The sequence below is a fragment of the Hymenobacter psychrophilus genome (assembly GCF_900107135.1).
In the GTDB taxonomy this organism is placed as follows: domain Bacteria; phylum Bacteroidota; class Bacteroidia; order Cytophagales; family Hymenobacteraceae; genus Hymenobacter; species Hymenobacter psychrophilus.
The window spans coordinates 14,244-38,471 of the sequence record NZ_FNOV01000008.1; the positions used below are offsets into that span (position 1 = coordinate 14,244).

The 24,228-nt window shown below is 61.4% G+C and carries 27 protein-coding genes; 19 read left to right on the forward strand and 8 right to left on the reverse strand.

Annotated elements, in window-relative coordinates:
* Positions 1–507: 507 nt before the first annotated feature.
* The 10 genes from BLW21_RS12835 (at position 508) to BLW21_RS12875 (ending at position 8,647) form a co-directional block, all read left to right on the forward strand.
* On the forward strand, positions 508–1,338 hold the full coding sequence (locus BLW21_RS12835; RefSeq protein WP_092740640.1) for a metallophosphoesterase family protein: 831 nt from the start codon (positions 508–510) through the stop codon (positions 1,336–1,338).
* Positions 1,338–2,009 carry a hypothetical protein gene (locus BLW21_RS12840; RefSeq protein ID WP_092740642.1) on the forward strand — a complete coding sequence of 224 codons (672 nt, stop codon included), beginning with the start codon at positions 1,338–1,340 and terminating at the stop codon, positions 2,007–2,009. The genes BLW21_RS12835 and BLW21_RS12840 overlap by 1 nt, the downstream gene beginning before the upstream one ends.
* Positions 2,010–2,206: 197 nt before the next feature.
* Positions 2,207–2,359 (forward strand): hypothetical protein, encoded by a 153-nt coding sequence (locus tag BLW21_RS21540; RefSeq protein WP_175470958.1) that lies wholly within the window; start codon positions 2,207–2,209, stop codon positions 2,357–2,359.
* 140 nt (positions 2,360–2,499) lie between these two features.
* Complete coding sequence (locus BLW21_RS12845; RefSeq protein WP_092740644.1) at positions 2,500–3,057, forward strand: Riean_0653 family protein; 558 nt, start codon at positions 2,500–2,502, stop codon at positions 3,055–3,057.
* A 79-nt stretch (positions 3,058–3,136) separates the two neighbouring features.
* Positions 3,137–3,592, forward strand: a complete 456-nt coding sequence (locus BLW21_RS12850) for an SRPBCC family protein (RefSeq protein ID WP_092740646.1) — start codon at positions 3,137–3,139, stop codon at positions 3,590–3,592.
* 85 nt (positions 3,593–3,677) lie between these two features.
* Positions 3,678–4,235: a hypothetical protein gene (locus BLW21_RS12855; protein ID WP_139255205.1), complete on the forward strand. Its 558-nt coding sequence runs from the start codon at positions 3,678–3,680 to the stop codon at positions 4,233–4,235.
* 43 nt (positions 4,236–4,278) lie between these two features.
* Positions 4,279–5,472: a class I SAM-dependent rRNA methyltransferase gene (locus BLW21_RS12860; RefSeq protein ID WP_092740650.1), complete on the forward strand. Its 1,194-nt coding sequence runs from the start codon at positions 4,279–4,281 to the stop codon at positions 5,470–5,472.
* 252 nt (positions 5,473–5,724) lie between these two features.
* On the forward strand, positions 5,725–7,191 hold the full coding sequence (crtD, locus tag BLW21_RS12865; protein WP_092741054.1) for a 1-hydroxycarotenoid 3,4-desaturase CrtD: 1,467 nt from the start codon (positions 5,725–5,727) through the stop codon (positions 7,189–7,191).
* Positions 7,192–7,292: 101 nt separating this feature from the next.
* On the forward strand, positions 7,293–7,985 hold the full coding sequence (locus BLW21_RS12870) for a carotenoid biosynthesis protein (protein ID WP_092740652.1): 693 nt from the start codon (positions 7,293–7,295) through the stop codon (positions 7,983–7,985).
* A 50-nt stretch (positions 7,986–8,035) separates the two neighbouring features.
* The gene (locus BLW21_RS12875; RefSeq protein ID WP_092740654.1) at positions 8,036–8,647 is read left to right on the forward strand and encodes a TetR family transcriptional regulator C-terminal domain-containing protein; all 612 of its coding nucleotides are present in this window, start codon (positions 8,036–8,038) and stop codon (positions 8,645–8,647) included.
* 218 nt (positions 8,648–8,865) lie between these two features.
* Here BLW21_RS12875 and rpiB read toward each other — a convergent pair whose 3' ends face one another.
* The 3 genes from rpiB to BLW21_RS12890 form a co-directional block, all read right to left on the reverse strand.
* Complete coding sequence (gene rpiB / locus BLW21_RS12880; RefSeq protein ID WP_092740656.1) at positions 8,866–9,297, reverse strand: ribose 5-phosphate isomerase B; 432 nt, start codon at positions 9,295–9,297, stop codon at positions 8,866–8,868.
* A 151-nt stretch (positions 9,298–9,448) separates the two neighbouring features.
* Positions 9,449–10,309: a twin-arginine translocase subunit TatC gene (gene tatC / locus BLW21_RS12885; RefSeq protein ID WP_317040236.1), complete on the reverse strand. Its 861-nt coding sequence runs from the start codon at positions 10,307–10,309 to the stop codon at positions 9,449–9,451.
* A gap of 121 nt (positions 10,310–10,430) precedes the next feature.
* A complete protein-coding gene (locus tag BLW21_RS12890) occupies positions 10,431–11,723 on the reverse strand; it encodes a serine hydroxymethyltransferase (RefSeq protein WP_092740660.1) in 1,293 nt (430 codons plus the stop codon).
* A gap of 160 nt (positions 11,724–11,883) precedes the next feature.
* Here BLW21_RS12890 and BLW21_RS12895 point away from each other — a divergent pair, with 160 nt between their 5' ends.
* Together BLW21_RS12895 and BLW21_RS21545 are read left to right on the forward strand one after the other, a co-directional pair.
* The gene (locus BLW21_RS12895) at positions 11,884–12,387 is read left to right on the forward strand and encodes a hypothetical protein (protein WP_092740662.1); all 504 of its coding nucleotides are present in this window, start codon (positions 11,884–11,886) and stop codon (positions 12,385–12,387) included.
* Between the two features lie 82 nt (positions 12,388–12,469).
* Entirely contained in the window at positions 12,470–13,270 is an 801-nt protein-coding gene (locus tag BLW21_RS21545; RefSeq protein ID WP_092740664.1) for a hypothetical protein, read from the forward strand.
* Between the two features lie 49 nt (positions 13,271–13,319).
* Here BLW21_RS21545 and BLW21_RS12905 read toward each other — a convergent pair whose 3' ends face one another.
* The 3 genes from BLW21_RS12905 to BLW21_RS12915 all read right to left on the reverse strand — a co-directional run bounded on the left by BLW21_RS12905 (position 13,320) and on the right by BLW21_RS12915 (position 15,011).
* Positions 13,320–14,018: a metallophosphoesterase gene (locus BLW21_RS12905; protein ID WP_092740666.1), complete on the reverse strand. Its 699-nt coding sequence runs from the start codon at positions 14,016–14,018 to the stop codon at positions 13,320–13,322.
* A 176-nt stretch (positions 14,019–14,194) separates the two neighbouring features.
* On the reverse strand, positions 14,195–14,422 hold the full coding sequence (locus BLW21_RS12910; RefSeq protein WP_092740668.1) for a hypothetical protein: 228 nt from the start codon (positions 14,420–14,422) through the stop codon (positions 14,195–14,197).
* A gap of 88 nt (positions 14,423–14,510) precedes the next feature.
* Positions 14,511–15,011: a hypothetical protein gene (locus BLW21_RS12915; RefSeq protein WP_092740670.1), complete on the reverse strand. Its 501-nt coding sequence runs from the start codon at positions 15,009–15,011 to the stop codon at positions 14,511–14,513.
* 108 nt (positions 15,012–15,119) lie between these two features.
* Between BLW21_RS12915 and BLW21_RS12920 the strand changes: the two genes are divergently transcribed.
* From BLW21_RS12920 to BLW21_RS12945, 6 genes are all read left to right on the forward strand, one after another.
* A complete protein-coding gene (locus BLW21_RS12920; protein ID WP_092740672.1) occupies positions 15,120–15,377 on the forward strand; it encodes a 4a-hydroxytetrahydrobiopterin dehydratase in 258 nt (85 codons plus the stop codon).
* A gap of 90 nt (positions 15,378–15,467) precedes the next feature.
* Entirely contained in the window at positions 15,468–16,235 is a 768-nt protein-coding gene (gene rsmI, locus BLW21_RS12925; protein ID WP_092740674.1) for a 16S rRNA (cytidine(1402)-2'-O)-methyltransferase, read from the forward strand.
* The gene (gene lnt, locus BLW21_RS12930; RefSeq protein ID WP_092740676.1) at positions 16,225–17,916 is read left to right on the forward strand and encodes an apolipoprotein N-acyltransferase; all 1,692 of its coding nucleotides are present in this window, start codon (positions 16,225–16,227) and stop codon (positions 17,914–17,916) included. The genes rsmI and lnt overlap by 11 nt, the downstream gene beginning before the upstream one ends.
* A 145-nt stretch (positions 17,917–18,061) precedes the next feature.
* Positions 18,062–18,862 (forward strand): inositol monophosphatase family protein, encoded by an 801-nt coding sequence (locus BLW21_RS12935; RefSeq protein ID WP_092740678.1) that lies wholly within the window; start codon positions 18,062–18,064, stop codon positions 18,860–18,862.
* A gap of 161 nt (positions 18,863–19,023) precedes the next feature.
* Positions 19,024–19,221: a FeoB-associated Cys-rich membrane protein gene (locus tag BLW21_RS12940; RefSeq protein ID WP_092740680.1), complete on the forward strand. Its 198-nt coding sequence runs from the start codon at positions 19,024–19,026 to the stop codon at positions 19,219–19,221.
* 140 nt (positions 19,222–19,361) lie between these two features.
* The gene (locus BLW21_RS12945; RefSeq protein WP_092740682.1) at positions 19,362–19,706 is read left to right on the forward strand and encodes a hypothetical protein; all 345 of its coding nucleotides are present in this window, start codon (positions 19,362–19,364) and stop codon (positions 19,704–19,706) included.
* An 82-nt stretch (positions 19,707–19,788) separates the two neighbouring features.
* On the opposite strand, the gene BLW21_RS12950 is transcribed toward BLW21_RS12945, so the two are convergent.
* Both BLW21_RS12950 and BLW21_RS12955 read right to left on the reverse strand, forming a co-directional pair.
* Positions 19,789–20,712 (reverse strand): mechanosensitive ion channel family protein, encoded by a 924-nt coding sequence (locus tag BLW21_RS12950; protein WP_092740684.1) that lies wholly within the window; start codon positions 20,710–20,712, stop codon positions 19,789–19,791.
* A 66-nt stretch (positions 20,713–20,778) separates the two neighbouring features.
* Positions 20,779–21,801 carry an SPASM domain-containing protein gene (locus tag BLW21_RS12955; RefSeq protein ID WP_092740686.1) on the reverse strand — a complete coding sequence of 341 codons (1,023 nt, stop codon included), beginning with the start codon at positions 21,799–21,801 and terminating at the stop codon, positions 20,779–20,781.
* A 201-nt stretch (positions 21,802–22,002) separates the two neighbouring features.
* Here BLW21_RS12955 and BLW21_RS12960 point away from each other — a divergent pair, with 201 nt between their 5' ends.
* The gene (locus BLW21_RS12960) at positions 22,003–24,012 is read left to right on the forward strand and encodes a vWA domain-containing protein (protein ID WP_092740688.1); all 2,010 of its coding nucleotides are present in this window, start codon (positions 22,003–22,005) and stop codon (positions 24,010–24,012) included.
* The last annotated feature ends 216 nt before the right edge of the window (positions 24,013–24,228 follow it).

Below are 24,228 nucleotides of genomic sequence, written 5' to 3' on the forward strand. Positions count from 1 at the left end.
TCCTGCCAAGCCCGGCGCAGTCTGTAGCTGGCAACAAGAGTGGCACCTGCGCGAAGGCAGCAACGCACGCGCTGAGCCATCGGGTTAGTGTGCTCATAATGAGTAATTTTTCACCGGTCTGGCTATGTGTGCGGGCCTCGGTTCCTCCTGTATTCTGGTGGCTGCGCAGTTTTGGCGGCCTCCAAAGCGGCTCGTTCGCGACCCTGATGCGGCTGGTACCGGCCGCAGAAAATGGAGCCAGCAGACCGGTCACCGGTAACGGAATGAGTTTGTACTGAAAATTTTTGCCGGAAACTCAGATTTTCTTCAGATTGTCTGCCGCTTTGGTTTTTCCGGTCAGCTTCTTCTAAAGGGACTTCTGGTTGGAAACGCGGCGCCTTGGGTGCGCTGTGCTGGAGCTCAGGCGTGACTCTGGGGTCAACAAACCGCCTTTTTGCACGGTATTAGGTATTGCCCGTTCAGCAACGACCTTCTGTTGCTGCCCGCGAAGCATATAAATCGAGCAGCATGTTTTCTTCTTTTTCCTCTGCCTTTTTGCGGACGGCACTTATCGGGGCGCTGGCTACCGGATTGAGCGCCTGCGAGTTGGTGGAGTATAGCCCCAACGACCACCGCGCCCCCGCCGACCAGAAAGATCTGACGGCCAAAAACCTGGCCCGCCTGGCCGCTGCCCCGCTACCGCCCGGCGATACGCTGCGCTTCGTATTCAGCGGCGACTCGCAACGTTTTTATGATGATGCGCAGGACCTGGTAAAGAGTGTCAATCAGCAGCCCGGCATCCAGTTTATGCTGGTAAGCGGCGATATTTCTGACTTCGGGCTGGGCCGCGAGATGCGCTGGGTGGATAATGAGCTACGCCAGCTGAAAGTGCCCTACCTAACCGTCATCGGCAACCACGACCACGTAGCCAACGGCCGCGACGCCTACCAGGAAATTTTCGGCCCCCTGAACTACTCCTTTGTGTTCGGCGACACGAAGTTTGTGCTGATTGACACGAACAGCCGCGAGTACAACTTCAATGGCCGGGTGCCCGATGTGCCGTGGCTGCAGGGGCAGCTGGCCGACCTGGGCGGGGCCCGTCGCTCGGTGGTTATCAGCCATGTACCGCCCCAGGATGGGGATTTCGACCCGACCCTGCGCGACGCCTACGCGGGAACCCTGCGCGAAACGCCTAGCCTGGTATTCGAAATGAACGGCCACCGCCACGACTACGGCGTGACTCAGCCCTTCAACGATGGGGTTACCTACGTCAACTCTTATGCCTTTGAGAAGCGGCGCTACATCCTCGTGACGGTGTGGGGCGACAAGCAGTTCCGGCTCAAACAAATCAACTTCTAATGGTCCCGACTCTCCTTCTGGCGGCGCTGTTAGCCACCCCGGCTGCGGCGGCCACGCCTGCCACCAGCAGCCCCACTGGCTCCGATTCGGCTGCTGTATCCGTAGCAGCCCCGCCTGTTTTGGGCCTGCTACGGCCGGCCCCGCAACGCGCAGCCGTTTACCGGCCGCGCCACCTGCTGCTGCAAACCGGCGGTGGCGTGGGGATGCTGAGCGTGGGAGGGGGCCTGAGCTTCGCCCACCGCCACCTCGACTTTGATGGGCTGCTGGGTTACGTGCCGGCCCGCCACGCCGGTACGGCCCTCACGATTGCCTCGCTAAAACTGAAATATGCGCCCTGGGAACTGCCGCTGGGCGGCTCTGGACTGGCCCTCACGCCGCTGGCGGTGGGCGTGTACGGTAGCTATACCTTCGGGGTGCGCAATGTGGGCGAAGATGGCCAGTACCCCGACGATTACTACTGGTGGTCGCGCACCATGCGCGTGGGGCCGGTGCTGGGCAGTAGCCTGAGCTACGCGTTGCCGGACGCCGCCAGCGGCCGGGCCCGCCGCCTCACGGCCTATTACGAGCTGGCCACCAACGACCTGTACGCCATCAGCTACTACCAGAACCGCCGGGCCCTTTCGCTACGCGACATTGCCACGCTGGCCCTGGGCCTGAAGCTGGAGTTTTAGCCGCGGCGGAAACCCTTACGCTACGGCGCTCTGCCACCTTTCGTCCTCAGTTTAGCTCCTGTTTCTACTTCGGCCTTCGTTGGTCTGGTAGCGGCGGGGGCTTTCTTTATGGGCCTTGGCTTCCCGGTACTTTCAACGGCCCGCTCACCGGCCGCCGTCGCCTCGTTCCCACCTCGTTCCGGCTGCTGTACGCCACCATGATGAGCGCCCGCCTGGCCGACCCCACCGGCCAGTACATTTCGCTGCTGCCGACGCTGCAAGAAGTGGACAGCCGCATGGCCACGGTCCAGGCCGCCGCCCCCGGCAGCCGGCCCGTGTTGCGGCAAGGAGTCGGAAACAAAATTCTTTGATACAGGCACTTGTATATGGCCTGACAAGCCTATAGCTTACTTGCAATATATCTTCATCCGCTACCGGCTGGGGCCTTATCGCTCCCTCTCTCAGATTGATTCATCCCCGCGTCTTTTTCCGCCTTTTCCCATTCGCTGCTATGAAATACGCAACCCTACTGCTGGCGGCCCTGCTGGGCCTGAGCCAGTGCCACAAGAAAGACCAGGGCCCGGCCCCCGCGCCCGAAAGCCTGCTGCCGCCCGCCACCCAGACCGGCGCCAATACTTTCGGCTGCCTGCTCAACGGCCAGCCCTGGACTCCAAGCGGCTTCAACGGCACGTCAAATTACAGCGTGTCTTATGACCCAACTTATAATGGGGGGACATTTGACTTACGCACGTATCGCTACCCAAGCGGCAACCAAAACAGTGATAAAGACCAACAATACATTATTTTATATGCTCGAGGGTTAACTCAGATTGGAACACATGATTTAGCAAACGACAATAAGGTGAATTCGACTGCTACTCTAAATGATAGAAAAAGTGGTTGTGATTATCATGATAGATATCCACAGTTTTACCGCCGAGGCAGCCTTATGATAACCCGCCTAGACCTACAAGCGGGCATCATCTCAGGCACGTTTGACTTCACGCTCTACAAGCCCGGCTGCGACACGATAAAGATAACGAACGGCCGCTTCGACAAGAAGCTGTAGGCGACTGACAAATCACTCTTTGTTAGTCCTAACGACCTGCCTCCCAAAACCCGCGCCCCAATCCGGGAGTTAGCCTGGCATGAACCTGTACCTGCGTACCCACGTTGCCGCCGCGCCCGCCGAAGTCTGGGAGGGCTTCACCCGCGAGTTATTTCTGGCCCTGGCCCCGCCGTTTCCGCCGTTTAAGCTGCTGCGCTTCGATGGCTGCCGCCGCGGCGACGAGGTGCACCTGGAGCTGGGCGCCGGCCCGCTGCGCCAGCGCTGGACTTCGCTCATCACCGACCACGGCATCACGGCCAACGGTGCCTATTATTTTGTGGATGAAGGTGATAAGCTGCCCGCGCCGCTGCGCTACTGGCAGCACCGACACCTGCTGCAGCCCGCGCCCGGCGGCGGTACGTATATTGTGGAGGACCTGGAATACCGCACCGCTTCGCCGCTGCTCGACCGCCTGCTGTGGCCGGCTGTATGGGCACAGTTTGCCTGGCGGCAGCCCATCTACCGGCGCTGGTTCGGGCGGCCCGCTGCCGAATAACCGTTGTGTTGGGCGACGCCATTGGGCCGGTTGCCGTATAGGGCCCGGCAAGCCGCGTATCTTGCCGCCTCTCAGCCCAATGCCCATGCTCTTTTTTACTGCTCCCGCCCGTCGCCTTCTCTTCTCGTGCGCTGTTGCCGCAGGGCTGCTGGTGGCGGCCACTGGCTGCCGTAGTACCCAGTCGGCCTATCAGTTCCGGCCCGGGCCCACGGTTGCCAGCGCGCCCCAACCAACTGCCCCGGCCCAGCCACTACCGGCTGTTGCTCCCGTGCCGGTGGCTGTGGCGGCCACCCCAGGGCCACTGTCGCCGCTGCCACTGCAGCCGCTGCAGCCGCTGCAGCCGCTGCGGCGGTCCACCCGCCCGGCCGCGTTGGCAGTTCCGTCGCGGCTGGCCCAACAGCTTTCTTCCCCGGTCCGGAAGGCGTACGCGGCCGTAGCGCGACCCGCCCGGCGCGGTGCTACCGATGGGGCGCAGGCCACGGCCGAAGTGGGGTTGGGCACCACGGTGCTGGGCGTGCTGGGCCTGATAGTGGGGCCAATTTCACTTATTGGCCTGCTGATTTGGGGTGGGCCGGTGTGGGCCATACTGCTGGGCCTGTCGGCGCTGGCGGTACTGGTGGCTTACCTCGACCCGTTCCGGTAGGGCCGCCGTATCTTTGCGGCTTCATTTGCTACTTCCTGTTGCCATGTCTGCCGCCACCATTACGCTCAAACCCGGAAAAGATCAGTCGCTACGCCGCCGCCACCCCTGGGTGTTTTCGGGGGCCATTGGCCGCATGGAGGGTGAAGTGACGGAAGGAACCCCAGTAACGGTGCGGGCGGCCAATGGCGAAGTGCTGGGCGTAGGCCACTACGCCCCCGGCTCGATTGCCGTGCGCCTGCTCGATTTCGGCCCCGATGCACAGCTGCCCGATGCTGTGTTCTGGGAAAACCGCCTGCGCAACGCCTACCAGCTGCGCCAGGGCCTGGGCCTCACCGGCACCGGCAACACCGATGTGTACCGCCTCACCCACGCCGAGGGCGACGGCGTGCCGGGCCTCATCATCGACGTGTACGGCGACACGGCCGTGGTGCAAACCCACAGCGCGGGCATGTACCAGTCGCGCCCGCTGATTGCCGCCGCTTTGCAGGCCGTGATTCCGGGCCTGCGGGCCATCTACGATAAGAGCGCCGAGACTGTGCCCGCCAAGGCCGCGCCGGGCGCCCAGAACGGCTACCTGCTGGGCGAAAGCAGCGGCCAGGAGCACCTTGTGCACGAAAACGGCCATCCGTTTGCCGTGGACTGGGAAACGGGCCAGAAAACCGGCTTCTTCATCGACCAGCGCGACAACCGCAGCCTGCTGGCCCGCTACGCGCCCGGCCGCCGGGTGCTCAACACGTTCTGCTACACCGGCGGCTTCAGCAGTTATGCCCTGCAGGCCGGCGCCGAGCTGGTCCACTCCGTCGATTCGAGCAAGCGGGCCATCGAGCTGACCGAGCGCAACGCCGCCCTCACCGGCCTGGCCCACAAGCACGAGGCCTTCGCCGAGGACGTGTTCAGCTTCATGAAGCAGCACCGCGACGAAAAGTACGACCTCATTGTGCTCGACCCGCCCGCCTTCGCCAAGCACCTCTCGGCCCGCCACAACGCCCTGATGGGCTACAAGCGCCTCAACGCGGCCGGTATCAGCCAGATTGCGCCCGGCGGCCTGCTGTTCACTTTCAGCTGCTCGCAGGTAGTGTCGCCCGAGCTGTTCGAGGGGGCGGTGCTGGCCGCCGCCATCGAGGCCGGCCGCCCCGCCCGCATCCTGCACCGCCTCACCCAGCCCGCCGACCACCCCGTCAGCCTCTTCCATCCCGAAGGCGCTTACCTGAAGGGCCTGGTGCTGGCCGTGGAGTAGGTTTTTTGAGAGCTGTTAGCTTATAGCTGTTAGCCGTTAGCTTTCGTGCTGACACTGTACGGTCGCCTCGGGGCTGCTTTCCTGTAGTTTTCGCAGGAAAGTGGCCGGGCTTAAACCGAACGAGCCGTAGCAGGTTTGCAGGTGGGTTGCTTTCGGGCAGCGTACTCCGGCTGCTTTTTCGGAAATGCGAATTCAGCCAGCACAAGAAAGCTAACAGCCATCAGCTAATAGCTAAAAGCTCCAAAAACAATGATTCCATCCACTGCCATCATCGGGGCCGGAATTGGTGGCATTGCCACGGCCGTGCGCCTGGCCGTGGCCGGGCACCGCGTGGTCGTATTCGAGGCCCAGGAAAGCTTTGGCGGTAAAATGCACCAGCTGGAGCTGCCCGGCGGCTACCGTTTCGATGGCGGCCCCTCGCTCTTCACGCTGCCGCACTTGGTGGATGAGCTGTTCCGGCTGGCCGGCCGCCGGCCCGCCGACTACTTCCGCTACCAGCGCCTCGACCCGATTACTGAGTATTTTTTTGCCGACGGTACCCGGGTTACAGCCTGGGCTGATGAGAAGAAATTTGCCCGCGAAGTAGAGGAGAAGCTGAACGTGCCGGCCGCCGACGTGCTGGCGTTTCTGGCCCGCAGCGGCCGGGCCTACGACGCCACGGCGGGCACGTTTCTGCAGAAAAGCCTGCACAAAGCCGGCACCTACCTCAGCCCCGAGGTGCTGAAGGCCCTGGCCGCCCTGCCCCAGCTGGGCCTCACCAGCACCATGCACCAGCGCCACGAGGCCGCGTTTTCCGACCCGCGTCTGGTACAGCTCTTCGACCGGTTCGCCACTTACAACGGCTCCGACCCCTACCAGGCCCCGGCCACGCTGAGCATGATTCCGCACCTGGAGCACGGCATTGGGGCTTTCTACCCCGAAGGCGGCATTTATGCCATTGCCCAAAGCCTGGTGCGGCTGGCCGAGGAGCTGGGCGTGGAGTTCCGCTACAACGAGCCGGTGCGCGAAATAACCACCGAAAACGGCCGCGTAACCGGCCTGCGCACCGACCAGGATACCTACCCCTTCGGGCAGGTGGTGAGCAACATGGACGTGGTGCCCACCTACCGTCACCTGCTGCCCACCCAACCGGCCCCCGAGCGCACGCTCAGCCAGCCCCGCTCGTCGTCGGCGCTTATTTTTTACTGGGGTATAGCCCGCCGATTTTCCGAGCTGGGCGTGCACAATATCTTCTTCTCCGAGGATTATAAGCGCGAGTTCGAGGCCATTTTCCAGGAGCAAACCGTCAGTTCCGACCCCACGGTGTACGTCAACATCACCAGCGGCCACACGCCCACCGATGCGCCCGAGGGCCACGAAAACTGGTTTGTGATGGTGAACGTGCCTCACGACCAGGGCCAGGACTGGCCCGCGCTGGTGGCCCAGACCCGGGCGGCCGTCATCAGGCGCGTAAACCGCGCGTTGGGCACTGATATCGGGCCACTGATCTGGGCCGAGCATGTGTGGGACCCGCCGGGCATTGCGGCCCGCACTTCCTCGTTTGGCGGGGCGCTCTACGGCAGTTCCAGCAACAACGCGCTGGCCGCTTTTCTGCGCCACCCCAATTTTTCGCGCCGGCTGAAAGGGCTGTACTTTTGCGGTGGTTCGGTGCATCCGGGTGGTGGTATCCCACTCTGCCTGCTCTCGGCCCGTATTGTTTCTGATTTAATTAGTAATTGAGAATTAGGAATTAATAATTGAAGCCCGGGTATTACCAATCCTTCGTCCGACGTTGGAGCCGCCCTGTTTCATGACGAGTTGCTAATTACTAATTCACCCATATGCCCGAATTCACCCAACAACATCCGGCGGCAGTTGCGGTAGCTGAGGCCCGCACCGAACAGCTACAACGGCGGTTGCGCTGGGCCCAGGGCGTGCTGCTACTGTTTCACGTTACGGGCTTCGCGGGGCTGGCTTTCTCCGAGAGCCCCGAGTTTTTCCTGCGCTTCATGCCCCTCACGCTGCTGCTCACGGTGGGGCTGCTGCTGTCCTTCCAGGCCCGGCGCACGCCGGCGTTTTGGGGTTTTTGCGCGGTAATTGCCGTTGCTGGCTTCTTCGTCGAAGTGGTGGGAATTCGTACGGGCCTGTTATTCGGGAACTATGAATACGGGGCCTCACTGGGCTTCAAGTGGCTGGACGTTCCCTTAATCATTGGCATCAACTGGATTATTGTGACCTACTCGGCGGGTATTCTGGCTACCTACCTGCCGGTGCCGGGCTTTGTGCGGGCCGTGGCCGCCGCCCTGCTGATGGTTGGGCTTGATGTTTGCATTGAGCCGGTGGCCGTGCATTACGACTTCTGGAGCTGGCAGTACGATGTTATTCCGTTGCTCAATTTTAAGGGCTGGTTTGTAGTGAGCCTGATTTTTCAGGTGTATTTCAACCGGGTCGAATTCAGTAAGCGCAATGCGTTGGCGCCTTTTGTGTATCTGGTGCAGTTGCTGTTTTTCTTTAGCCTGGGGATGTTGCTCTGAGGGTGCACGGCGCCAGTCAAATTTCTCTCTGTCGCCTTCATCTACTTACTATGGAGCAACTTGTACGTCAGAAACTTATTGAGCGCGCTGCTTCCCTATTTCGGCAGGTAGGAGTGCGCCTGCCCCACGAAGAACAGCTGGCGGCTTTTCTCGACTATACGCCCGACGAATTCCGGCAGATCTTTTGCTCGAAGGAAAGCCTGCTATATGCCGTAATCGAAAGCAATCTGGCCCGCCAGCGCCAGGAGCACGCCGAGCTGTTCGCCAACCTCGATACGCCCGCCGAGTGCCTGGTAGGACTGCTCCGCTACAGTATGAACGAGCTGCGCCAGGCCTCCCACTACGATTATCACATCATGCGGACGCAGTTTCCGCAGGCGTGGCAGCTTATCGACGAGCAACTGCACCACTATACTCGTCCGTTGCTGGTGCGGCTGCTACAGGGCGGCATCGACCAGGGCCAGCTCCGGGCCAGCCTTGATGCCGGCCTGATTGCCCACATTATTTTGGCGCAGTTTAGCCTCGTGGTCAACGAGCAATTCTTCCCGCCCGACGAATCAGACCTGCCGGTGGTATACCACAATATTTTTGCGCCCTACGTGCGCGGCCTCTGCACGCCCGCTGGCTTACGCGCCGTCAGCAGCCACTTCGAGCGGTTCTAGCGACGGGCGAGCCGCTGATTCATTGCCAGTTGAAACCACGGCAACTTTTCTTTCGCCCTGCACAAAGCCTTGTACAAGCAGCAAGCCCCTGACATCAGCACGGATATCAGGGGCTTGCTGCTTGTACAAGGTGTATGTATCAAAAGAATGTGCCAGCGGCGCATACTAGCTTTAGGCTTTGCACGCCTCGCACTAACAGCCCGCAAACATTGAGCGGTTTACGCAGCTGCAATCTTGCTCACCCGGGTTTGGTGGCGGCCACCTTCGAAGGCGGTGTTGAGAAACTGGCTGGCAATGGCCCGGGCAGTTTCATCGCTCACGAAGCGGGCCGGGATGCAGATAACGTTGGCGTTGTTGTGCTGGCGGGCCAGCGTAGCCAGCTCGGGCTCCCAGGCAATGGCCGCCCGGATGCCTTGGTGCTTGTTGGCCGTAATGCAAACGCCATTGGCCGAGCCGCACAGCAACAGCCCCAACTCAAACTCCCCGTTTTCCACGGCCGTCGCCAACGGGTGCACATAGTCAGGGTAGTCCACCGAATCGGCCGAATCGGTGCCAAAATCCTGCACCTCGTAGCCATTGTCGCGTAGCCACTGCAGCAACATTTGCTTGTAGTCGAAGCCCGCGTGGTCGGAGCCGATTGCTAGTTTCATGGGGTGAGAGAGTTAGTGGGGTGATTAGCGGGAACCGAGTTGTCATCCTGAGCGGAGCGAAGGACCTTGTAATACAAGGTAGTCCGAGTGGTATGAGGTCCTTCGCTCCGCTCAGGATGACAGCTCGGTTCCCGCTAAGTCTCAAAAAGCGTTACTCCGCTACGCCTTTATTCTCGGCCAGCTGGGCGTTGAGGGAGGCAGTGCGGTTGCGCGCTACAACCCGGGCAATATTGATGCTCAACTCGTAGAGCAGAATAATGGGGATGGTAACGATGATTTGCGACGTGACTTCGGGCGGGGTGATGATGGCGGCAATAACGAGCACGACCACAATGGCGTGCTTGCGGTACACGCGCATGATTTCGGGCGTAATCAGACCCGCTTTGGCCAGGAAAAACACAATCATCGGTAGCTCAAACACGAAGGCACATGAGAGGCTCATGGTGGTGAGCGTGCTCAGGTAGCTCTGCATGTCGATCTGGTTCTCGATGCTGGCATCGACCACGTAGCCGGCCAGGAACTGGATGCTCATGGGCGCGGCAATGTAGTAGCCGAACAGCAGACCCAGAACAAAGAGCACCGACACGAAAAACACCGCGCCGCGCGAGTTCTGCCGCTCGTGTGGGTAGAGGCCCGGCTCGATAAAGCGCCACAGCTCCCAGAACAGGTACGGAAAGCCCAGCACGATGCCCACGATAAAGCTCGTGCTGATGTGCATGGTCAGCTGCCCGCTCATCTCGCGGTTCTGAATCACGAACCCGATTTTATCAATGCACAAACCGGGCGCACCCAGCCACGCCGCCAGCTTGCACGACATTTGATAGGTCCAGAAGTCGGACCGCGAAGGGCCCAGCATCAGGTCGTGGAACAGAAAATCTTTGGCAAAGAATGCGCCGGTGGCAAATACCACCACGGCAATGGCCGCCCGGATAACGTGCCAGCGCAGCGCCTCTAGGTGGTCGATAAACGACATTTCCTGCTGGTCGCCCAGCATGGGTTGAGTTGCAGACACTGAAGGAAGGAGTGAATCGGTGGATGAGCGACTCGGTGAATGAGGGAGCCGGTGAATGAGTGAGAACTAACGGAATTATAAGCTGTCGGGATGTTAGTGCGTCACCAACTCACGCGTTCGGCTAGGCGAAGAGCGGGTACTGCTGCATCCACTCGTTGATTTCGCCGCGCACTTTGGCCAGGCGGGTATCGTCGGCGTTGTGGGTCAGGGCCTCGTCGATAAACTCCACGATGCGCACCATATCGGGTTCGAGCAGGCCGCGCGTGGTTACGGCGGCCGAGCCAATGCGCATGCCCGACGTCACGAAGGGCGACTTATCGTCGAAAGGCACCATGTTTTTGTTGATGGTGATATCGGCCTTCACGAGCGTGTTTTCGGCCAGCTTGCCGGTCAGGCCCTTGCTGCGTAGGTCAATTAGCATCAGGTGGTTGTCGGTGCCACCGGAAATCAGCTGGTAGCCGCGCTCCACAAAGGCGCCGGCCAGCGCCTGAGCATTGGCAATTACCTGGCGGGTGTAGTCGGCATACGTGTCGGTGAGGGCCTCGCCAAAGGCCACGGCCTTGGCCCCGATAACGTGCTCCAGGGGGCCGCCCTGGGTGCCGGGAAACACGCCCGAGTCGAGCAAAGCCGACATCATGCGGGTTTCGCCCTTGGGCGTCTTCAGGCCGAAGGGGTTTTCGAAATCCTGGCCCATCATAATCAGGCCGCCACGGGGGCCGCGCAGGGTTTTGTGGGTGGTGGTGGTTACGATGTGGCAGTGGTCGAAGGGATTGTTGAGCAAGCCCTTGGCAATCAGGCCCGAGGGGTGCGAAATATCGGCCAGCAGCAGCGCGCCCACTTCGTCGGCGGCTTCGCGCAGGGCCTGGTAGTCCCAGTCGCGCGAGTAGGCCGAGGCGCCGCAGATGATGAGCTTGGGCTTTTCGCGGCGGGCCGTTTCCTTCACTTTCTGAAAGTCGATGAGGCCGGTTTCCTTGTCTACCCCATAAAAGCTGGGCTGGTAGAGTTTGCCCGAGAAGTTGACCGGCGAGCCGTGCGTGAGGTGGCCCCCGTGGCTCAGGTCGAAGCCCAGAATTTTGTCGCCGGGGTTGAGGATGGCCAGCATAACGGCCGCGTTGGCCTGGGCGCCGGAGTGCGGCTGCACATTCACCCACTGCACGCCAAACAGCTCCTTGGCCCGGTCGATGGCCAGTTGCTCGATCTGGTCCACGATTTCGCAGCCGCCGTAGTAGCGCTTGCCGGGCAGGCCCTCGGCGTACTTGTTGGTCAGGATGGAGCCCTGGGCCCGCATCACCTGCTCCGAAACGTAATTTTCGGAAGCAATGAGTTCAATTCCGTGGGTTTGCCGGGCTTTCTCCTGCTTGATGAGGTCGAAAATGGCAGTATCGGGGGCGAGGATGCGGGCTTGAGTTTCCATATCTTCAAAGGTAAGGCGAATGAGTGAATGAGACGATGAAATGGCAAGTTTGCTATCCGGCAGGGGCAACGGCGCAAGTACGGCCATCAAGCCTGCCGAACGAGAACTCAACCTTGCACTACCTCGCTCATTCACTCATTCGCCTTACCTTGTCCTTCCTATGGATACACCCCAGCAACTTGCCGAAGTCCTGACGAGTCTTCGCGTAGGCAATCAGTCGTTTCTGGTGCAGTTCTACGAGCAGAACCGGACGCTGTTTGCGCGCTGGGCGCGGCGTCAGCATCAGCTGGAACCCGTGGCCGCCCACGAGCTGCTACGCACCGTGCTGGTCGAGTTCTACGATCAGGTAGCCGACGGCCGCCTCACTATGCTGCCCGACAACGTGCGGGCGTATGTGTATGGCTTGGCCGACGAGCAGGTGCGGGCTGCCCGCACTACCGCGCGGCTGCCGGCCCATGAGGACGGGCGGCGCCAGCGCCTGCTGGCCCTGTTCCGCACCCTGGGCCTCGACTGCCAGAAGATGCTGATGTATTTTTATTTTCGGGGCTACCACTTCGAGAAAATGGCCGGCAAGATGGGTTTTGCCAACGCCAACGTGGCCCGGATGCAGAAATCGGCCTGCCTGCGCAAGCTATACGAATTGCGCCTGCGCGCTGCCGCTTAGCCTGCTTGCACCGGGCTTCTGCGTAGCTTAGCTCCGGCGTGTCCGCTTCCAATTTCACCTGTCTGCTGCTATTTCTGCCTCTATGCCCCTGCCCGCCCCCGACCTGCGCCCCTACCTGGAAGAGCTGGAACGCTTTGCCGATGGCCAGCTGAGTGCCGCCGAGCAGGAAGCTTTCGAAAGCCGGCTTGAAACCGACCCCGCCCTTTACCAGGCTTACCAGCAGTACGAGCAGCTTACGGCCGACCTGCGCTGGGTAGCGGGCCACGAAACCTTGTACCAGCGCCTGCTGGCCCTCGACCAGCGCCTTGATCAGCGCCAGCTGGCCCTTTCGCGGGTGCGGCGGCGCCAGCGCCAGCAGCAGCAGCGTTGGGGGATGGGCGTGGCGGCGGCCCTGTTGGCGCTGCTGGCGCTGTGGCTGCTCTGGCGCCCCGTGGCGCCTTCGGCTGCCACCGAGTGGGCCCGTTACTACGAGCCTGAAGCCGGCCTGCCCGATTCGGTGCTGCGCGACAACCAGCGGCCGCTGCTGGCCGAAGCCATGCGCTACTACCGCGAAGGACAATACCAGCCGGCTCTCCAAACGCTGAGCCGCATTCCGGCCACCGCCATCGGCCAGGATACGCTCACTTACTACCACGGTATCTTCCTGCTCAGCCAGGACGGCCCCGAACAGATTCAGGCCGCACAGCCATTTTTGCGGCGGGCCGCCACGCAACCCGGCTCGCCGCTGGCGGGCCGGGCCCGTTACCACCTGGGCATGGCCTACTGGCGCAACCAGCAAACCAGTGCCGCCCGCAACACATTGCGCGCCGTGTCCAACGACGTAAAAAACCCTTACCAGCAAGCTGCCCGCCGCGTTCTGCGCTCCGGCGCCATGAAGGACTAAGTAAAGGCACGGTTAGAAGAGGGAAGCACCGACTTGCTACCCTTCACCTTCAGCGCTTCGCAATCGGATATTCCGGCTCCATATTGGGCTGCAAAATCAGCTCATTAGTGTCGAGGTTGAAGGCGGCCAGGTGGCGTAGCTCGGGGTTGTGACGGTACACGCAGCCGGTGTCGAGGCAAATGGCACCGGGCTGGTGAGCGAGGTGCCGCCGCACTTCGGCGTAGGGCGTGGGCACGTGGCCATGCATCAGCCGGCGGCCATGCAGCCGCGCGGCATCAAACGCAAACTCCTTGGTATTTAGCATGCTGTGCCAGTCGTGGCGCATGGTGGCGGCGGGCTGGCGAAAGTCGTAGCCGGCGTGCGTCAGCGTCCAGCCCTCGATATCAAACTGGTAAGGCAGTTCGTGCAGCCAGCGCCGGTAACGCAGGGGCAACTCCTCGGGGCGGTCAATACCGAAGCTGCGAAGGGTCAGCAGGCGTTCCGGCTCCGTAACCCAACTGCGGCCGGTATGGCCCTCGGCGGCATCGAGCAACTCCTGGTCGTGGTTGCCACGCAGACAGACTACGCTGTATACCTGGCCGGGCAGCGCCATCAGGTAGTCGAGTACGCCACGGCTATCGGGGCCCTTGTTCACGTAGTCGCCCAGAAAATACAGCTCGTCGGTGGGGGATACCCGGAGCTGGGTTTCCAGTAGCTCGCGTAGCGTCAGGAGGCAGCCGTGAATGTCGGTAAGGGCGTAGCGGGCCATATTCCTGCGCTTTTAACTGGTAGCCGCTAGCTTTTCAACTGAACAGCGGATGTATTCTGTTACATGAAGAGGCACCTACTGCTGCCTGGAAAACACAACAGCAGGAACTTGCCGAAAACCAAACGAGCACCCAGTTATCTGAATGCTCGTCTGGTTTTCAACTACTTATCAACGGCCTAGCTGTAAGGGGGCTTGTCGATATCAGGCTTGTCGTAGTTACGGTTAGGGTTATTGACGAGGTGGGGCGGAATTTCGTCCAGCCCATCTTCGGTGTACTCATCGGCAAGGTCCTTCTGGCCGTCGCCAGTGGCGAGAGGCTTGCTGTTCGGATCAGCCTGGCGCTGGCCCTGGCCGGCCGGGTCGCCGCTATGTTCCGGCGACTGTTGGTTGCTTTTATCAGACATGGTAGAGCGGTTTAAAGGTGAGTTATTGGTCGTCAGCAGAAAAACGACGGCCTTTCACGGGTAGCTTTTCAGCTGGTGCTGAACAAAACTATTGGTCGATGGCCGTGTCTTTGGCGTCGTAGTCGGTCAGGTCGGCGTTGGTGCCTTCGCTGGCTAGTTTGGCGTTGGAAGGCGGGTTAGCCTCCATCTGGCCCATTCCTACGCGCGAGTCGGGGTTTTCCATCTCGTCGGGGCCTTTGCGGGCGTCGTCGCCATCGAGCTCATCAACGGGGCGTCGGGGCTCCTGCGTGAGGTTGCGTTCGGCCGGCATATCCTGGTTCGGGCGGTAGGGGCGGCCTTCCTCGGTGGTGCGCATGTTGTCGTGCGGCGGGGCGGTCTTGTCCGCGTTCTGGTTCATCGACACGGCCGTAATGCCATCGGCGCTGTCGGTGCCAAAGCCCTGCTTGCCGTCGCGGTTACCGAAGCCACCGCGGGCGTCCTCGTTTTTGGGTGGGTCGGCGCCGGGCACAATGTGGCCGGCCTTCATTTCCTGGTCCGAAGTATCGTCGTTGATGACGCGCACGGGGCGGTCGTTGGGATCAATAGCCATAGTGTTGCGGGTTGAGGTGGATGGGAGAGCGTTTGATAAAGTGTACTCTGGTTTGCGGGTTTGGGTTTAGCTTTGAACTCCCCCTTTGCCCCTTCACCCCAACCCGCTATGTGGATCGAACAAGACAATACCTTCTGCAACGCCTTCCGCTTTAAAGACTTTAAAGTAGCCTTCAGCTTCATGAGCGACGTGGCCGAGGAAGCTGAATTCCAGAACCACCACCCCTGGTGGAGCAACGAGTACAACACCGTCAGCTTCCGCCTGCGCACCCACGACGCGGGCAACACCATCACCGACAAAGACCGAAAGCTGGCCGCCGCCATCGATACGCTGGCCGCCGAATACGGCGGGGAGGAAGCTGCTTAGTGGTTAGTGGTTAGTGATTAGTGCTTAGTGATGTTCCACTATTAATCACTAATCACTAAGCACTAATCACTAAGCGATACCTTTGCGGCTATGTCGGAACCTACGCCTACGCTGCTCTACCTTGTGCCCACGCCCATCGGCAACCTGGAGGATATCACCTTGCGGGCCATTCGGATACTGGGCGAGGTGGATTTGGTGCTGGCCGAGGATACCCGCACCAGCGGGCGGCTGCTGCAGCATCTGGAGCTGAAAAAGCCCCTCCTCAGCTACCACCTGCACAACGAGCACCAACAGGTGCCGCGGCTGCTGGAGCGGCTGGCCAAGGGCGAAACCATGGCCTTGGTATCCGATGCCGGCACGCCGGGCATCTCCGACCCCGGTTTCCTGCTGGTGCGCGAGTGTCTGGCGCGGGGTTTCAAAGTTGAGTGCCTGCCGGGCGCTACGGCCCTGGTGCCGGCGCTGCTCAAGTCGGGCTTCGGGGCCGAGCGGTTTACGTTCGAGGGGTTTCTGCCGGTGAAAAAGGGCCGCCAGACGCGCCTGCAGGAGCTGGTGCCGGAAACCCGCACCATGATTTTCTACGAGTCGCCGCACCGGATTGTGAAGACGCTGGAGCAGCTGGCCGAAGTGCTGGGGCCCGGGCGCCTCGCCTCGGTAAGCCGCGAGCTGACCAAGCTGTTCGAGGAAACCGTAACGGCCCCGCTGGCCGAGTTGGCCCAGAACTTCGCCGCCCGGCCGTCTATTAAAGGCGAAATTGTGCTGGTGGTGCAGGGCCGCCCCTACGAGCGCCCTGCCAAAGCCGAACGCTACAAAAAGTACGACGACCACGACGACCAGACTGACGACGACGATGCCGAATAACCTCACCCTGCCCGAGCCTGCCACGGCTGCTACCCACCCCAGGGGCCTGGCTTACTGGGTGCCGAGCCTGTTGGCGCTGCTGAGCGCCGGGCTGCTGTGGGCCGGCTGGCCGGTAAACCCCGCTCCGCTGGCGCTGCTGCTGCTGGTAGCCTGGGTGCCCTACCTGCTGCTGGAGCAGCGCCTGACCCAGGCCGGAGCCAGCGGCTGGAAAGTGTGGCGCTACGGCTACCTCACGCTGGTGCTCTGGAACCTGTTTACCACGTATTGGGTGAGCTTCAGCACGCTGGGCGGCGGCATTGCGGCCGTCATCTGCAACGCCCTGATGATGAGTGCGGCGCTGGCGGCCTTCTACCACACCAAAAAACGGTTCGGCCCGACGCTGGGCTACCTCTCGCTGCCCGTGTACTGGATTGCCTTCGAGCAGTTGCACCTGCACTGGTTTCTTACCTGGCCCTGGCTCACGCTCGGCAACGGTTTCGCCTCGGCCAACTACTTGGTACAGTGGTATGAGTACACCGGCTTTCTGGGCGGCTCGCTCTGGATCTGGCTGGTAAACTTGCTGGTATTCAAGGCCATCAGCCAATGGCGCAGCGCCGGCCCAGCCCTGGGCCGGGTGCAGCGCCAGCGCCTGCTGGTCGCGCCGCTGCTGGTGGCGGTGCTGCCTATTCTGCTGTCCAAGTACATAGCCAGCAATTACCAGCAGAAGGGCCCGGCCGCCGAAGTAGTAGTGGTGCAGCCCAACCTCGACCCGTTTCTGGAGAAGTTTGATAGCTCGCCCAACTTTGTGCCCTACGACCAGCAACTGGCGCGGATGATGGCCCTGACCGAGCAGCAACTCACGACCCAAACCCGGCTCGTGCTCTGGCCCGAAACCAGTCTCGATGAAATCTACTTCGAGAACACCATCGAAACGTACCCGCGCATTGTGCAGCTCCGGCAGTGGCTGGCCACGCACCCGGGCCTCGACCTGGTAACCGGCCTTACTTCAGTAGGCCAGTACGGCCCCGACAAAGGTCAGGCCAGCGCCACCGCCCGCTTTCGGGATGATATGGGCTACTACGACCTCTTCAACGCGGCCCTGCACCTGGGGCGGGCCACCGATCCGGCCGCGTTCTACCACAAAAGCCGCCTCGTGCCGGGCGTAGAGGGGGTGCCGCCCTGGCTGTCGATGTTCGTGATTGATTTGGGCGGCTCGGCCGGCGGGCTGGGCTCGCAGCCCGAACGCAGCGTGTTTACGGCCGCCGCCGAACCAGCCCTGCGGGTTGCGCCCGTTATCTGCTACGAGTCGGTGTACGGTGATTTCGTGGCCGACTACGTGGACAAGGGGGCCACGCTCATTGGCATCATCACCAACGACGGCTGGTGGAGCGACTCGCCGGGGCACAAGCAGCATATGCAGTACGCCACGCTCCGGGCCATCGAAACCCGCCGCGACGTGGCCCGCTCGGCCAACACCGGCATTTCGGGCTTCATCAACCAGAAAGGCGAAATCACGCAGCAATCGGGCTGGTGGGTGCAGGCCGCGTTGCGCGGCACCGTGCACCTCAACACCGAGCTCACCTTCTACGTCCGCCACGGCGAGCTGATTGGCCCCGCCTGCCAGGTGCTGGCCGTGCTGTTGCTGCTGGGCACTGTGGTAGCGGCCGTGGTGGAACGGAAGTGGGTGGCTGAGGCCGCGTGAGAATAAATAAGGAACGTCATACTGCGCCTGTCGAAGCATCTCTACTGATTCGTGGCAGTCGTTCAACGAAGCGGTAGAGATGCTTCGACAAGCGCAGCATGATGTTCTGTTAAGCACTACCAACCAAGCACTACGTACTACACACATGGATTACAACCAAATCAGCTTTCAACTAGCGGCCGTAACGCGCTTCGCGGGGCAGTTTATTCGCCAGGAGGCGGCTACGTTTAACCGCAGCCACATCGAGAGCAAAGGCGTCCACGACCTGGTTTCGTATGTGGATAAGGAAACCGAGAAGCTGCTGGTAGCCGGCCTGCGCGAGGTGCTGCCCGAGGCCGGCTTCATCACCGAGGAAGGTACCGAGGGGGCCGTGCGGGCCGAGGAGTACAACTGGATTATCGACCCACTCGATGGTACCACCAACTTCGTGCACGGCCTGCCGGTGTACTGCGTGAGTGTGGGCCTGATCCGGGGGCAGGAACTGGTGGCCGGCGTGGTGTACGAGGTAGTGCGCGACGAGTGTTTCCGGGCGGCCAAGGGCGCCGGGGCCTTCTGCAACGAGCAGCCCATCCACGTTTCCGACGTGCCCGACCTCAACAGCTCGCTCATCGCCACCGGCTTCCCCTACACCGATTTCGGCCTCATGGATGACTACCTGAAGGTGCTGGGGGCCTTCATGCGCGGCTCCCACGGCGTGCGCCGCGTAGGTTCGGCCGCCGCCGACCTGGCCTACGTGGCCGCCGGCCGCTTCGAGGGCTTCTTCGAATTCAACCTCAACTCCTACGACGTATCGGCCGGCATTCTGCTGGTGCGCGAAGCCGGCGGCCGCGTCACGGAGTTTCTGGAAGATGGCGACCCGCTGTTTGGCCGCGAGGTGCTGGCCAGCAACGGGTTGGTGCATGCCGAGATGCAGGAGCTGATTGGGCAGGTGTGGCGGAAGGGTTAGTTCTGGGCAAGGAGTGCGTAGTGCCTGGAAAAAAACGGTCATTCTAAACCCGAGGAACTTTGTCTGCTGGTGCGGGTTCATCTTAACGCAAGCAGCGCTTTGTTCGTCATCATAACGCCCAGTTCTAAGCACCGGCAACGAAGCACTAAGCTCTAATGACTATGTGGATTCAATACCTCATCATCGTACTGTTGTTTGCCGGGGCGGCCTTTTACGTGGGGCGCATCTTTTGGCGGGCTTTCGACAAAAGCCAGAGTGGCTGCGCCAAAGGCTGTGGTGGGGCATGCTCGGGCTTCAATGTGGACCAGATTCAGCGCACGATTGACCTGGCCACGCAGCGCCAGAAAGCTGGCGGCTAAGGTCGCGCTTGCTTTTTCGGGCTTTGGCATAACCTGCCCCCGTGCCGGCTACGTATAGCCTGGCACGGGGGCAGCCGCGTTTGCGGCCCCTCCTATTTCTTTCCCGTACCTCTCTCTCCGACACCTAACTTACCCTGGTCATGCAAGACAACGAAAAAGAACGTAGCCTCGTGAATGTAGAAAGCAAGCTGAACGCCGACGGCTTTACGGCTGATTTTCGGGTAACCGATGGCAAGCTTTTTCCCCTCACCGACGATAACAGCGCCCGCGGCTACATGCCGGACGAAGTAACCATCGTCGATTTCTACCGCTTCGAAGGCGAGAGCAACCCCGATGATATGTCGATTCTCTATGCCATCCAGACCACCGATGGCGTGAAAGGTACCATTGCTACGGCCTACGGTACCTACGGCGACACCAGCGTCGACGAGTTCCTGAAAACGGTGGAGGACCTGGGCAAAAACCTCGACAAGAACCACAAGTAGAGCGGCTAACTGCTCTGCAGCTAAAACTGCCCCCGCAACGCTCATTTCCGCTTCATCGGAATGGTCGTTGCGGGGGCAGTTTCTATTGCTCTGGCTCTGGCTCTGGTTGCGGCGGGCGGCCCAGCCGCTGGCCAATTTTATCGAGTAATTCGGGCGAAATATCGAAGGTGCGGATGGGGAACGGAATGGAAATGCCGGCGTGGTCGAAGGCCCGCTTAATGCGCAACATTGCCTCACTCTTGGCACTCACATAATCGGTCTGGCGGCGATACGGGATCCAGAAGCGCAGGGTGAAATTGATGGAGCTTTCGCCAAATTCGGTGAACATGACCTCCAGCGGCCGTTGCGTAAGCATGTCCGGAAAGTCGCGCATGCATTCCAGCACCACTGCCCTTACCTGCTCCAGATTAGCATCGTAGCTAACCCCGCAGGGCACATCAACCCGGCGCTGCGTGGTTTCGGTGAAGTTGATAACCGAGCTTTCAAAGACCTTGCGGTTGGGTACGCGCACCAGCTCGCCCGTTACCTGGCGCAGATCGAGCGTGCGCAAATTGATTCGCTCGATAGTACCAAAATAGGTTTCGGTCTGGATAACGTCGCCCACCGTGAAGGGCCGCTGCACGGCAATGAGAATGCCACTGATAAAGTTGGCCGCAATATCCTGAAAGGCAAAGCCCAGGGCCAGACCAATGATACCAACACCGGCCAGCAAGGAGGTTACGGTTTTATCGAGCTGCAGTACTTCGAGCGTGAAAAACAGGCCAATAAGCAGCACACCCATGCGCACAATAGTGGCTACCAGGCTATTGAGCGTAACGCTGGGCGATACCCGGGGCAGCAGCCGCTCGATAACCCGATGCACCATCTTGGCGACGAAGAAGGTAACCGTCAGAATCAGCAGCGCGATAAGCAGATTGGGCAGCAGCAGAATCAGGGCCTGGGTCCAGCGCGTCAGCTTATCCGAAATAAGCTCAAAGGCTCGTTGAAAATCTGTTACTCCAAACATGAAATAGTGCTAAAATACAAGGCAAGTTGTTGTCGGGTTGCTGCGAGCAAAAATTGTACTTGTTTCCTATCCCCACACTTTCGTGCCTTCCGAGCAGTTGCGGCACATCTCAATCTGGTCGCGGCCTTTGAGCAGCGAGGCGCGAAACTGCCGGTACTTGGGGCCGTGCCAGAGCTGGCGGAAGGTCTGGGTCTGCAGGTCGCCGAGGCGGTATTCGGCGTCTTTATCGAAGCAGCAGGGCACCACGAGGCCGTCCCAGGTTATCACGCACGAGTGCCACATCTTCCAGCAGTGGTTGAGCAGCTTGTTTTTTAGATTCCAGGTGCCGTCGCCCTGGTTTTCGTAGCGCGAGTAATAGTCGATGGTCGGAATGAGGGGCGAGCCGTTGTGGTGGTCGTAAATCTGGGCCGTTTTAAACCACACGTCGTCCACGCCCAGCTCGCGGGCCAGCGTGCGGGCCTCGTCCAGCTGGTGCTCATTGGGCCGCACCACCAGAAACTGAAATACAATGCGCGGCGTGCTCGACTTCAGCTCTTTACGCCACTTCACCACGTTGCGGGTACCCTCCAGCACCTTGTCGATTTTGCCGCCTACCCGGTACTGCTGGTACACCTCCTGGGTGGTGCCGTCGAGCGAGATGATGAGCCGGTCGAGGCCCGACTCGACGGTGCGGCGGGCGTTGTCGTCGTTGAGGTAATGGGCGTTGGTGCTGGTGGCGGTGTAAATGCCCTTGCCGGCCGCGTACTTCACCAGCTCCAGAAAATTGGGGTGCAGGTAGGGCTCGCCCTGGAAGTAGAAAATCAGGTACCAGAGCCGCGAGGCCACCTCATCAATGGTTTTGCGGAACAGCGCGTCGGGCAGCATACCGGTGGGCCGCGTGAAGGAGCGCAGGCCACTGGGGCACTCGGGGCAGCGCAGGTTGCAGCTGGTGGTGGGCTCGAAGCTGAGCGCCACCGGTAGCCCCCAGTGCCGGGCCTTGCCCGTGGCCTTGCTCAGCAGGTAGCCACCCACCACCTGGGCCCCGTTCCAGAGGCGCCGAGGAGTGGCTTTAGAAAGAAAGTTGAGCGAATCGGTAAGCAGTGAGGACATAAGCGAGGTAAAGGTACAGCCCTTGTCGGCAGCTATCAGCCATTAGCTGTTAGCCGACGGCCATTCAGAAAAGAGCGAACAGCTATCAGCTAACGGCTAAAAGCTTTTTTCTCGCCTCCGTGTGGAATCTGCGTCGGCCGTGCATCAGCTACCCAGAACCCGGCCGGTTCGCGATGGTTCCACCTTCTATTCTTTCTGCTGATGCATTGCTTCCTCTATCTCGCGCTGGTGACCGGGCTGCTGCCCGCCGGTTCCGCTATGGCCCAGCCCAAGCCGGCCCCAACCGCTGCCGTGGCACCGGCCACCTACTCCGTTAACGGCCGCGTAACCGACCGCACTAGCGGCCAGGGCCTGCCCGGCGTTACGGTGCTCGTGAAGGGTACTTCCATCGGCGTCAGCACCCTGGCCAATGGCACGTATCAGATTGAAGTGCCCCAGGCTGGCAAAGTGCTGGTGTTCAATTCGATTGGCTTCGTATCGAAAGAATTGAAGCTGACCGGGCAAAAAGTGGTGGATGTAGGATTGCAGGTCAGTAGTGCGCAGTTGAGCGAGGTGGTGGTCACGGGTAACGCACCGGAGCGTCAGACTAAATCGGTGAGCTATAGTGCCGCAACTATTCAGGAAAGCGCCCTGCAGGGGCGGGTGTCCGGTGTAAGTGTGGGTAAGGCAGCGATAGTCCGCGCCCCCCAACGTTCCCGCCCCAGTGCGTCTCCCGTGGCTGATATGGCTGGGTATTCTTCAGCTTACATCCCGCAGCCCCGGCCCGAGCCCGGCGCGGGCGATACCTACGCCAGCGTGGCCGAAAACGGCTTCCGGGTGGCCCAAAAGGAGCCGCTCAGCACGTTTAGCATTGATGTGGACGCCGCCAGCTACAGCAACGTGCGCCGCTTCCTGCAGCAGGGCCAGCTGCCGCCACCCGAGGCCGTGCGGGTCGAGGAAATGCTCAATTATTTCCAGTATGACTACCCCCAGCCCGCCGCTACGGCCGCCGAGCCGTTTCGCGTGTTAACCGAGCAGGCCCAGTGCCCCTGGAACCCGCAGCACCAGCTGGTGCAGGTGGCCCTGCAGGCCCGCCGCGTGGCTACCAACCAGCTTCCGCCCGCCAACCTCGTATTCCTGGTCGATGTGTCGGGCTCGATGGACGGCCCCGACCGGCTGGGATTGGTGCAGCAGGGCCTGAAACTGCTGGTGCAGGAGTTGCGCCCCCAGGATAAAGTGGCGCTGGTAGTGTATGCCGGCGCGGCCGGCACCGTGCTGCCGCCCACAGCCGGCTCCGAAAAAGCCACTATCCGCCGGGCCATCGACAACCTGAGTGCGGGCGGCAGCACGGCCGGGGGCGCGGGCCTGCGCCTGGCCTACGATGTGGCCCGCCAGAACTTCAACCAGCAGGGCAACAACCGCGTCATCATCTGCTCCGATGGCGACTTCAACGTGGGCGAGCAGAGCGACAGCGCCATGGAGCGCTTGGTGGTGCAGCAGCGCGAGTCGGGTGTTTTCCTGACGGTGCTGGGCGTGGGCCGCGGCAACTACCAGGACCAGAAAATGGAGCTGCTGGCCGACAAAGGCAACGGCAACTACGCCTACCTCGACAACCTCGACGAGGCCCGCCGGGTGCTCGTGCGCCAGTTCGGCGGCACGCTGTTTACGCTGGCCCAGGATGTAAAGCTGCAAGTCGAATTCAACCCGGCCCGGGTGCGCGAATACCGCCTCGTGGGCTACGAAAACCGCCTGCTGGCCGCCGAAGACTTCAACAACGACCGTAAAGACGCCGGTGAGCTGGGCTCGGGCCACACCGTGACGGCCCTCTACGAAATAGTGCCCGTGGGCGCGCCGGCCACCGTCGATGCGCTTAAATACCAGCCTGCTCCGGCCACGCGCCCGGCCCTGGCCTCGGCCGAGCTGCTGACGGTGAAGCTGCGCTACAAGGAGCCGCGCGGCACCGCTAGTCGCCTGCTGGCGCTGCCGCTGGCCGGCGTGGCCCGGCCTCTGGCCGATGCCAGCGAAAACCTGCGCTTTGCCGCCGCCGTGGCCCAGTTTGGCATGCTGCTGCGCCAGAGCGAGCACCGCGGCAGCGCCACCTACGAGGCCACCGCCCGCCTCGCCGACGGTGCCCGCCGCTTCGATCCCGAAGGCTACCGGGCCGAATTGGTGCGCCTTGTGCGCCTGGCCGAAGGGCTGCAGCCGGCCCCGGTGGTGGTGGGCGCACGGTAGCAGGCAAAACGCGCCGCCGGTTTTCAGCCCGCACTGGTAGCGGAAGCTGAAAACCGGCGGCGCGGCTGTCATCAAAATAAATGCGAATACGGGCCGTTAGTCTTGCAACCTGGCGGGCCCGGCCGGTGCTCCTGCTTTCAGCAGCATTGCCTGGCCCCCCAGTGGTCAGCGTCGGCAGTTCCAACCCCCATTTCCGAAGGTGGCCCACCTCACTCA

Coding starts and splice junctions, on each gene's coding strand:
- BLW21_RS12915 (WP_092740670.1), bottom strand. CDS start 15,011: ATGGCTATTGATCCCAACGACCGCCCCGTGCGCGTCATCAACGACGAT.
- lnt (WP_092740676.1), top strand. CDS start 16,225: ATGCCGAATAACCTCACCCTGCCCGAGCCTGCCACGGCTGCTACCCAC.
- BLW21_RS12840 (WP_092740642.1), top strand. CDS start 1,338: ATGGTCCCGACTCTCCTTCTGGCGGCGCTGTTAGCCACCCCGGCTGCG.
- BLW21_RS12960 (WP_092740688.1), top strand. CDS start 22,003: ATGCATTGCTTCCTCTATCTCGCGCTGGTGACCGGGCTGCTGCCCGCC.
- BLW21_RS12845 (WP_092740644.1), top strand. CDS start 2,500: ATGAAATACGCAACCCTACTGCTGGCGGCCCTGCTGGGCCTGAGCCAG.
- BLW21_RS12870 (WP_092740652.1), top strand. CDS start 7,293: ATGCCCGAATTCACCCAACAACATCCGGCGGCAGTTGCGGTAGCTGAG.
- BLW21_RS12835 (WP_092740640.1), top strand. CDS start 508: ATGTTTTCTTCTTTTTCCTCTGCCTTTTTGCGGACGGCACTTATCGGG.
- BLW21_RS12875 (WP_092740654.1), top strand. CDS start 8,036: ATGGAGCAACTTGTACGTCAGAAACTTATTGAGCGCGCTGCTTCCCTA.
- BLW21_RS12935 (WP_092740678.1), top strand. CDS start 18,062: ATGGATTACAACCAAATCAGCTTTCAACTAGCGGCCGTAACGCGCTTC.
- rpiB (WP_092740656.1), bottom strand. CDS start 9,297: ATGAAACTAGCAATCGGCTCCGACCACGCGGGCTTCGACTACAAGCAA.
- BLW21_RS12890 (WP_092740660.1), bottom strand. CDS start 11,723: ATGGAAACTCAAGCCCGCATCCTCGCCCCCGATACTGCCATTTTCGAC.
- BLW21_RS21545 (WP_092740664.1), top strand. CDS start 12,470: ATGCCCCTGCCCGCCCCCGACCTGCGCCCCTACCTGGAAGAGCTGGAA.
- BLW21_RS12955 (WP_092740686.1), bottom strand. CDS start 21,801: ATGTCCTCACTGCTTACCGATTCGCTCAACTTTCTTTCTAAAGCCACT.
- BLW21_RS12905 (WP_092740666.1), bottom strand. CDS start 14,018: ATGGCCCGCTACGCCCTTACCGACATTCACGGCTGCCTCCTGACGCTA.
- rsmI (WP_092740674.1), top strand. CDS start 15,468: ATGTCGGAACCTACGCCTACGCTGCTCTACCTTGTGCCCACGCCCATC.
- BLW21_RS12855 (WP_139255205.1), top strand. CDS start 3,678: ATGCTCTTTTTTACTGCTCCCGCCCGTCGCCTTCTCTTCTCGTGCGCT.
- BLW21_RS12945 (WP_092740682.1), top strand. CDS start 19,362: ATGCAAGACAACGAAAAAGAACGTAGCCTCGTGAATGTAGAAAGCAAG.
- BLW21_RS21540 (WP_175470958.1), top strand. CDS start 2,207: ATGATGAGCGCCCGCCTGGCCGACCCCACCGGCCAGTACATTTCGCTG.
- BLW21_RS12910 (WP_092740668.1), bottom strand. CDS start 14,422: ATGTCTGATAAAAGCAACCAACAGTCGCCGGAACATAGCGGCGACCCG.
- BLW21_RS12940 (WP_092740680.1), top strand. CDS start 19,024: ATGTGGATTCAATACCTCATCATCGTACTGTTGTTTGCCGGGGCGGCC.
- BLW21_RS12950 (WP_092740684.1), bottom strand. CDS start 20,712: ATGTTTGGAGTAACAGATTTTCAACGAGCCTTTGAGCTTATTTCGGAT.
- BLW21_RS12860 (WP_092740650.1), top strand. CDS start 4,279: ATGTCTGCCGCCACCATTACGCTCAAACCCGGAAAAGATCAGTCGCTA.
- BLW21_RS12920 (WP_092740672.1), top strand. CDS start 15,120: ATGTGGATCGAACAAGACAATACCTTCTGCAACGCCTTCCGCTTTAAA.
- BLW21_RS12895 (WP_092740662.1), top strand. CDS start 11,884: ATGGATACACCCCAGCAACTTGCCGAAGTCCTGACGAGTCTTCGCGTA.
- BLW21_RS12850 (WP_092740646.1), top strand. CDS start 3,137: ATGAACCTGTACCTGCGTACCCACGTTGCCGCCGCGCCCGCCGAAGTC.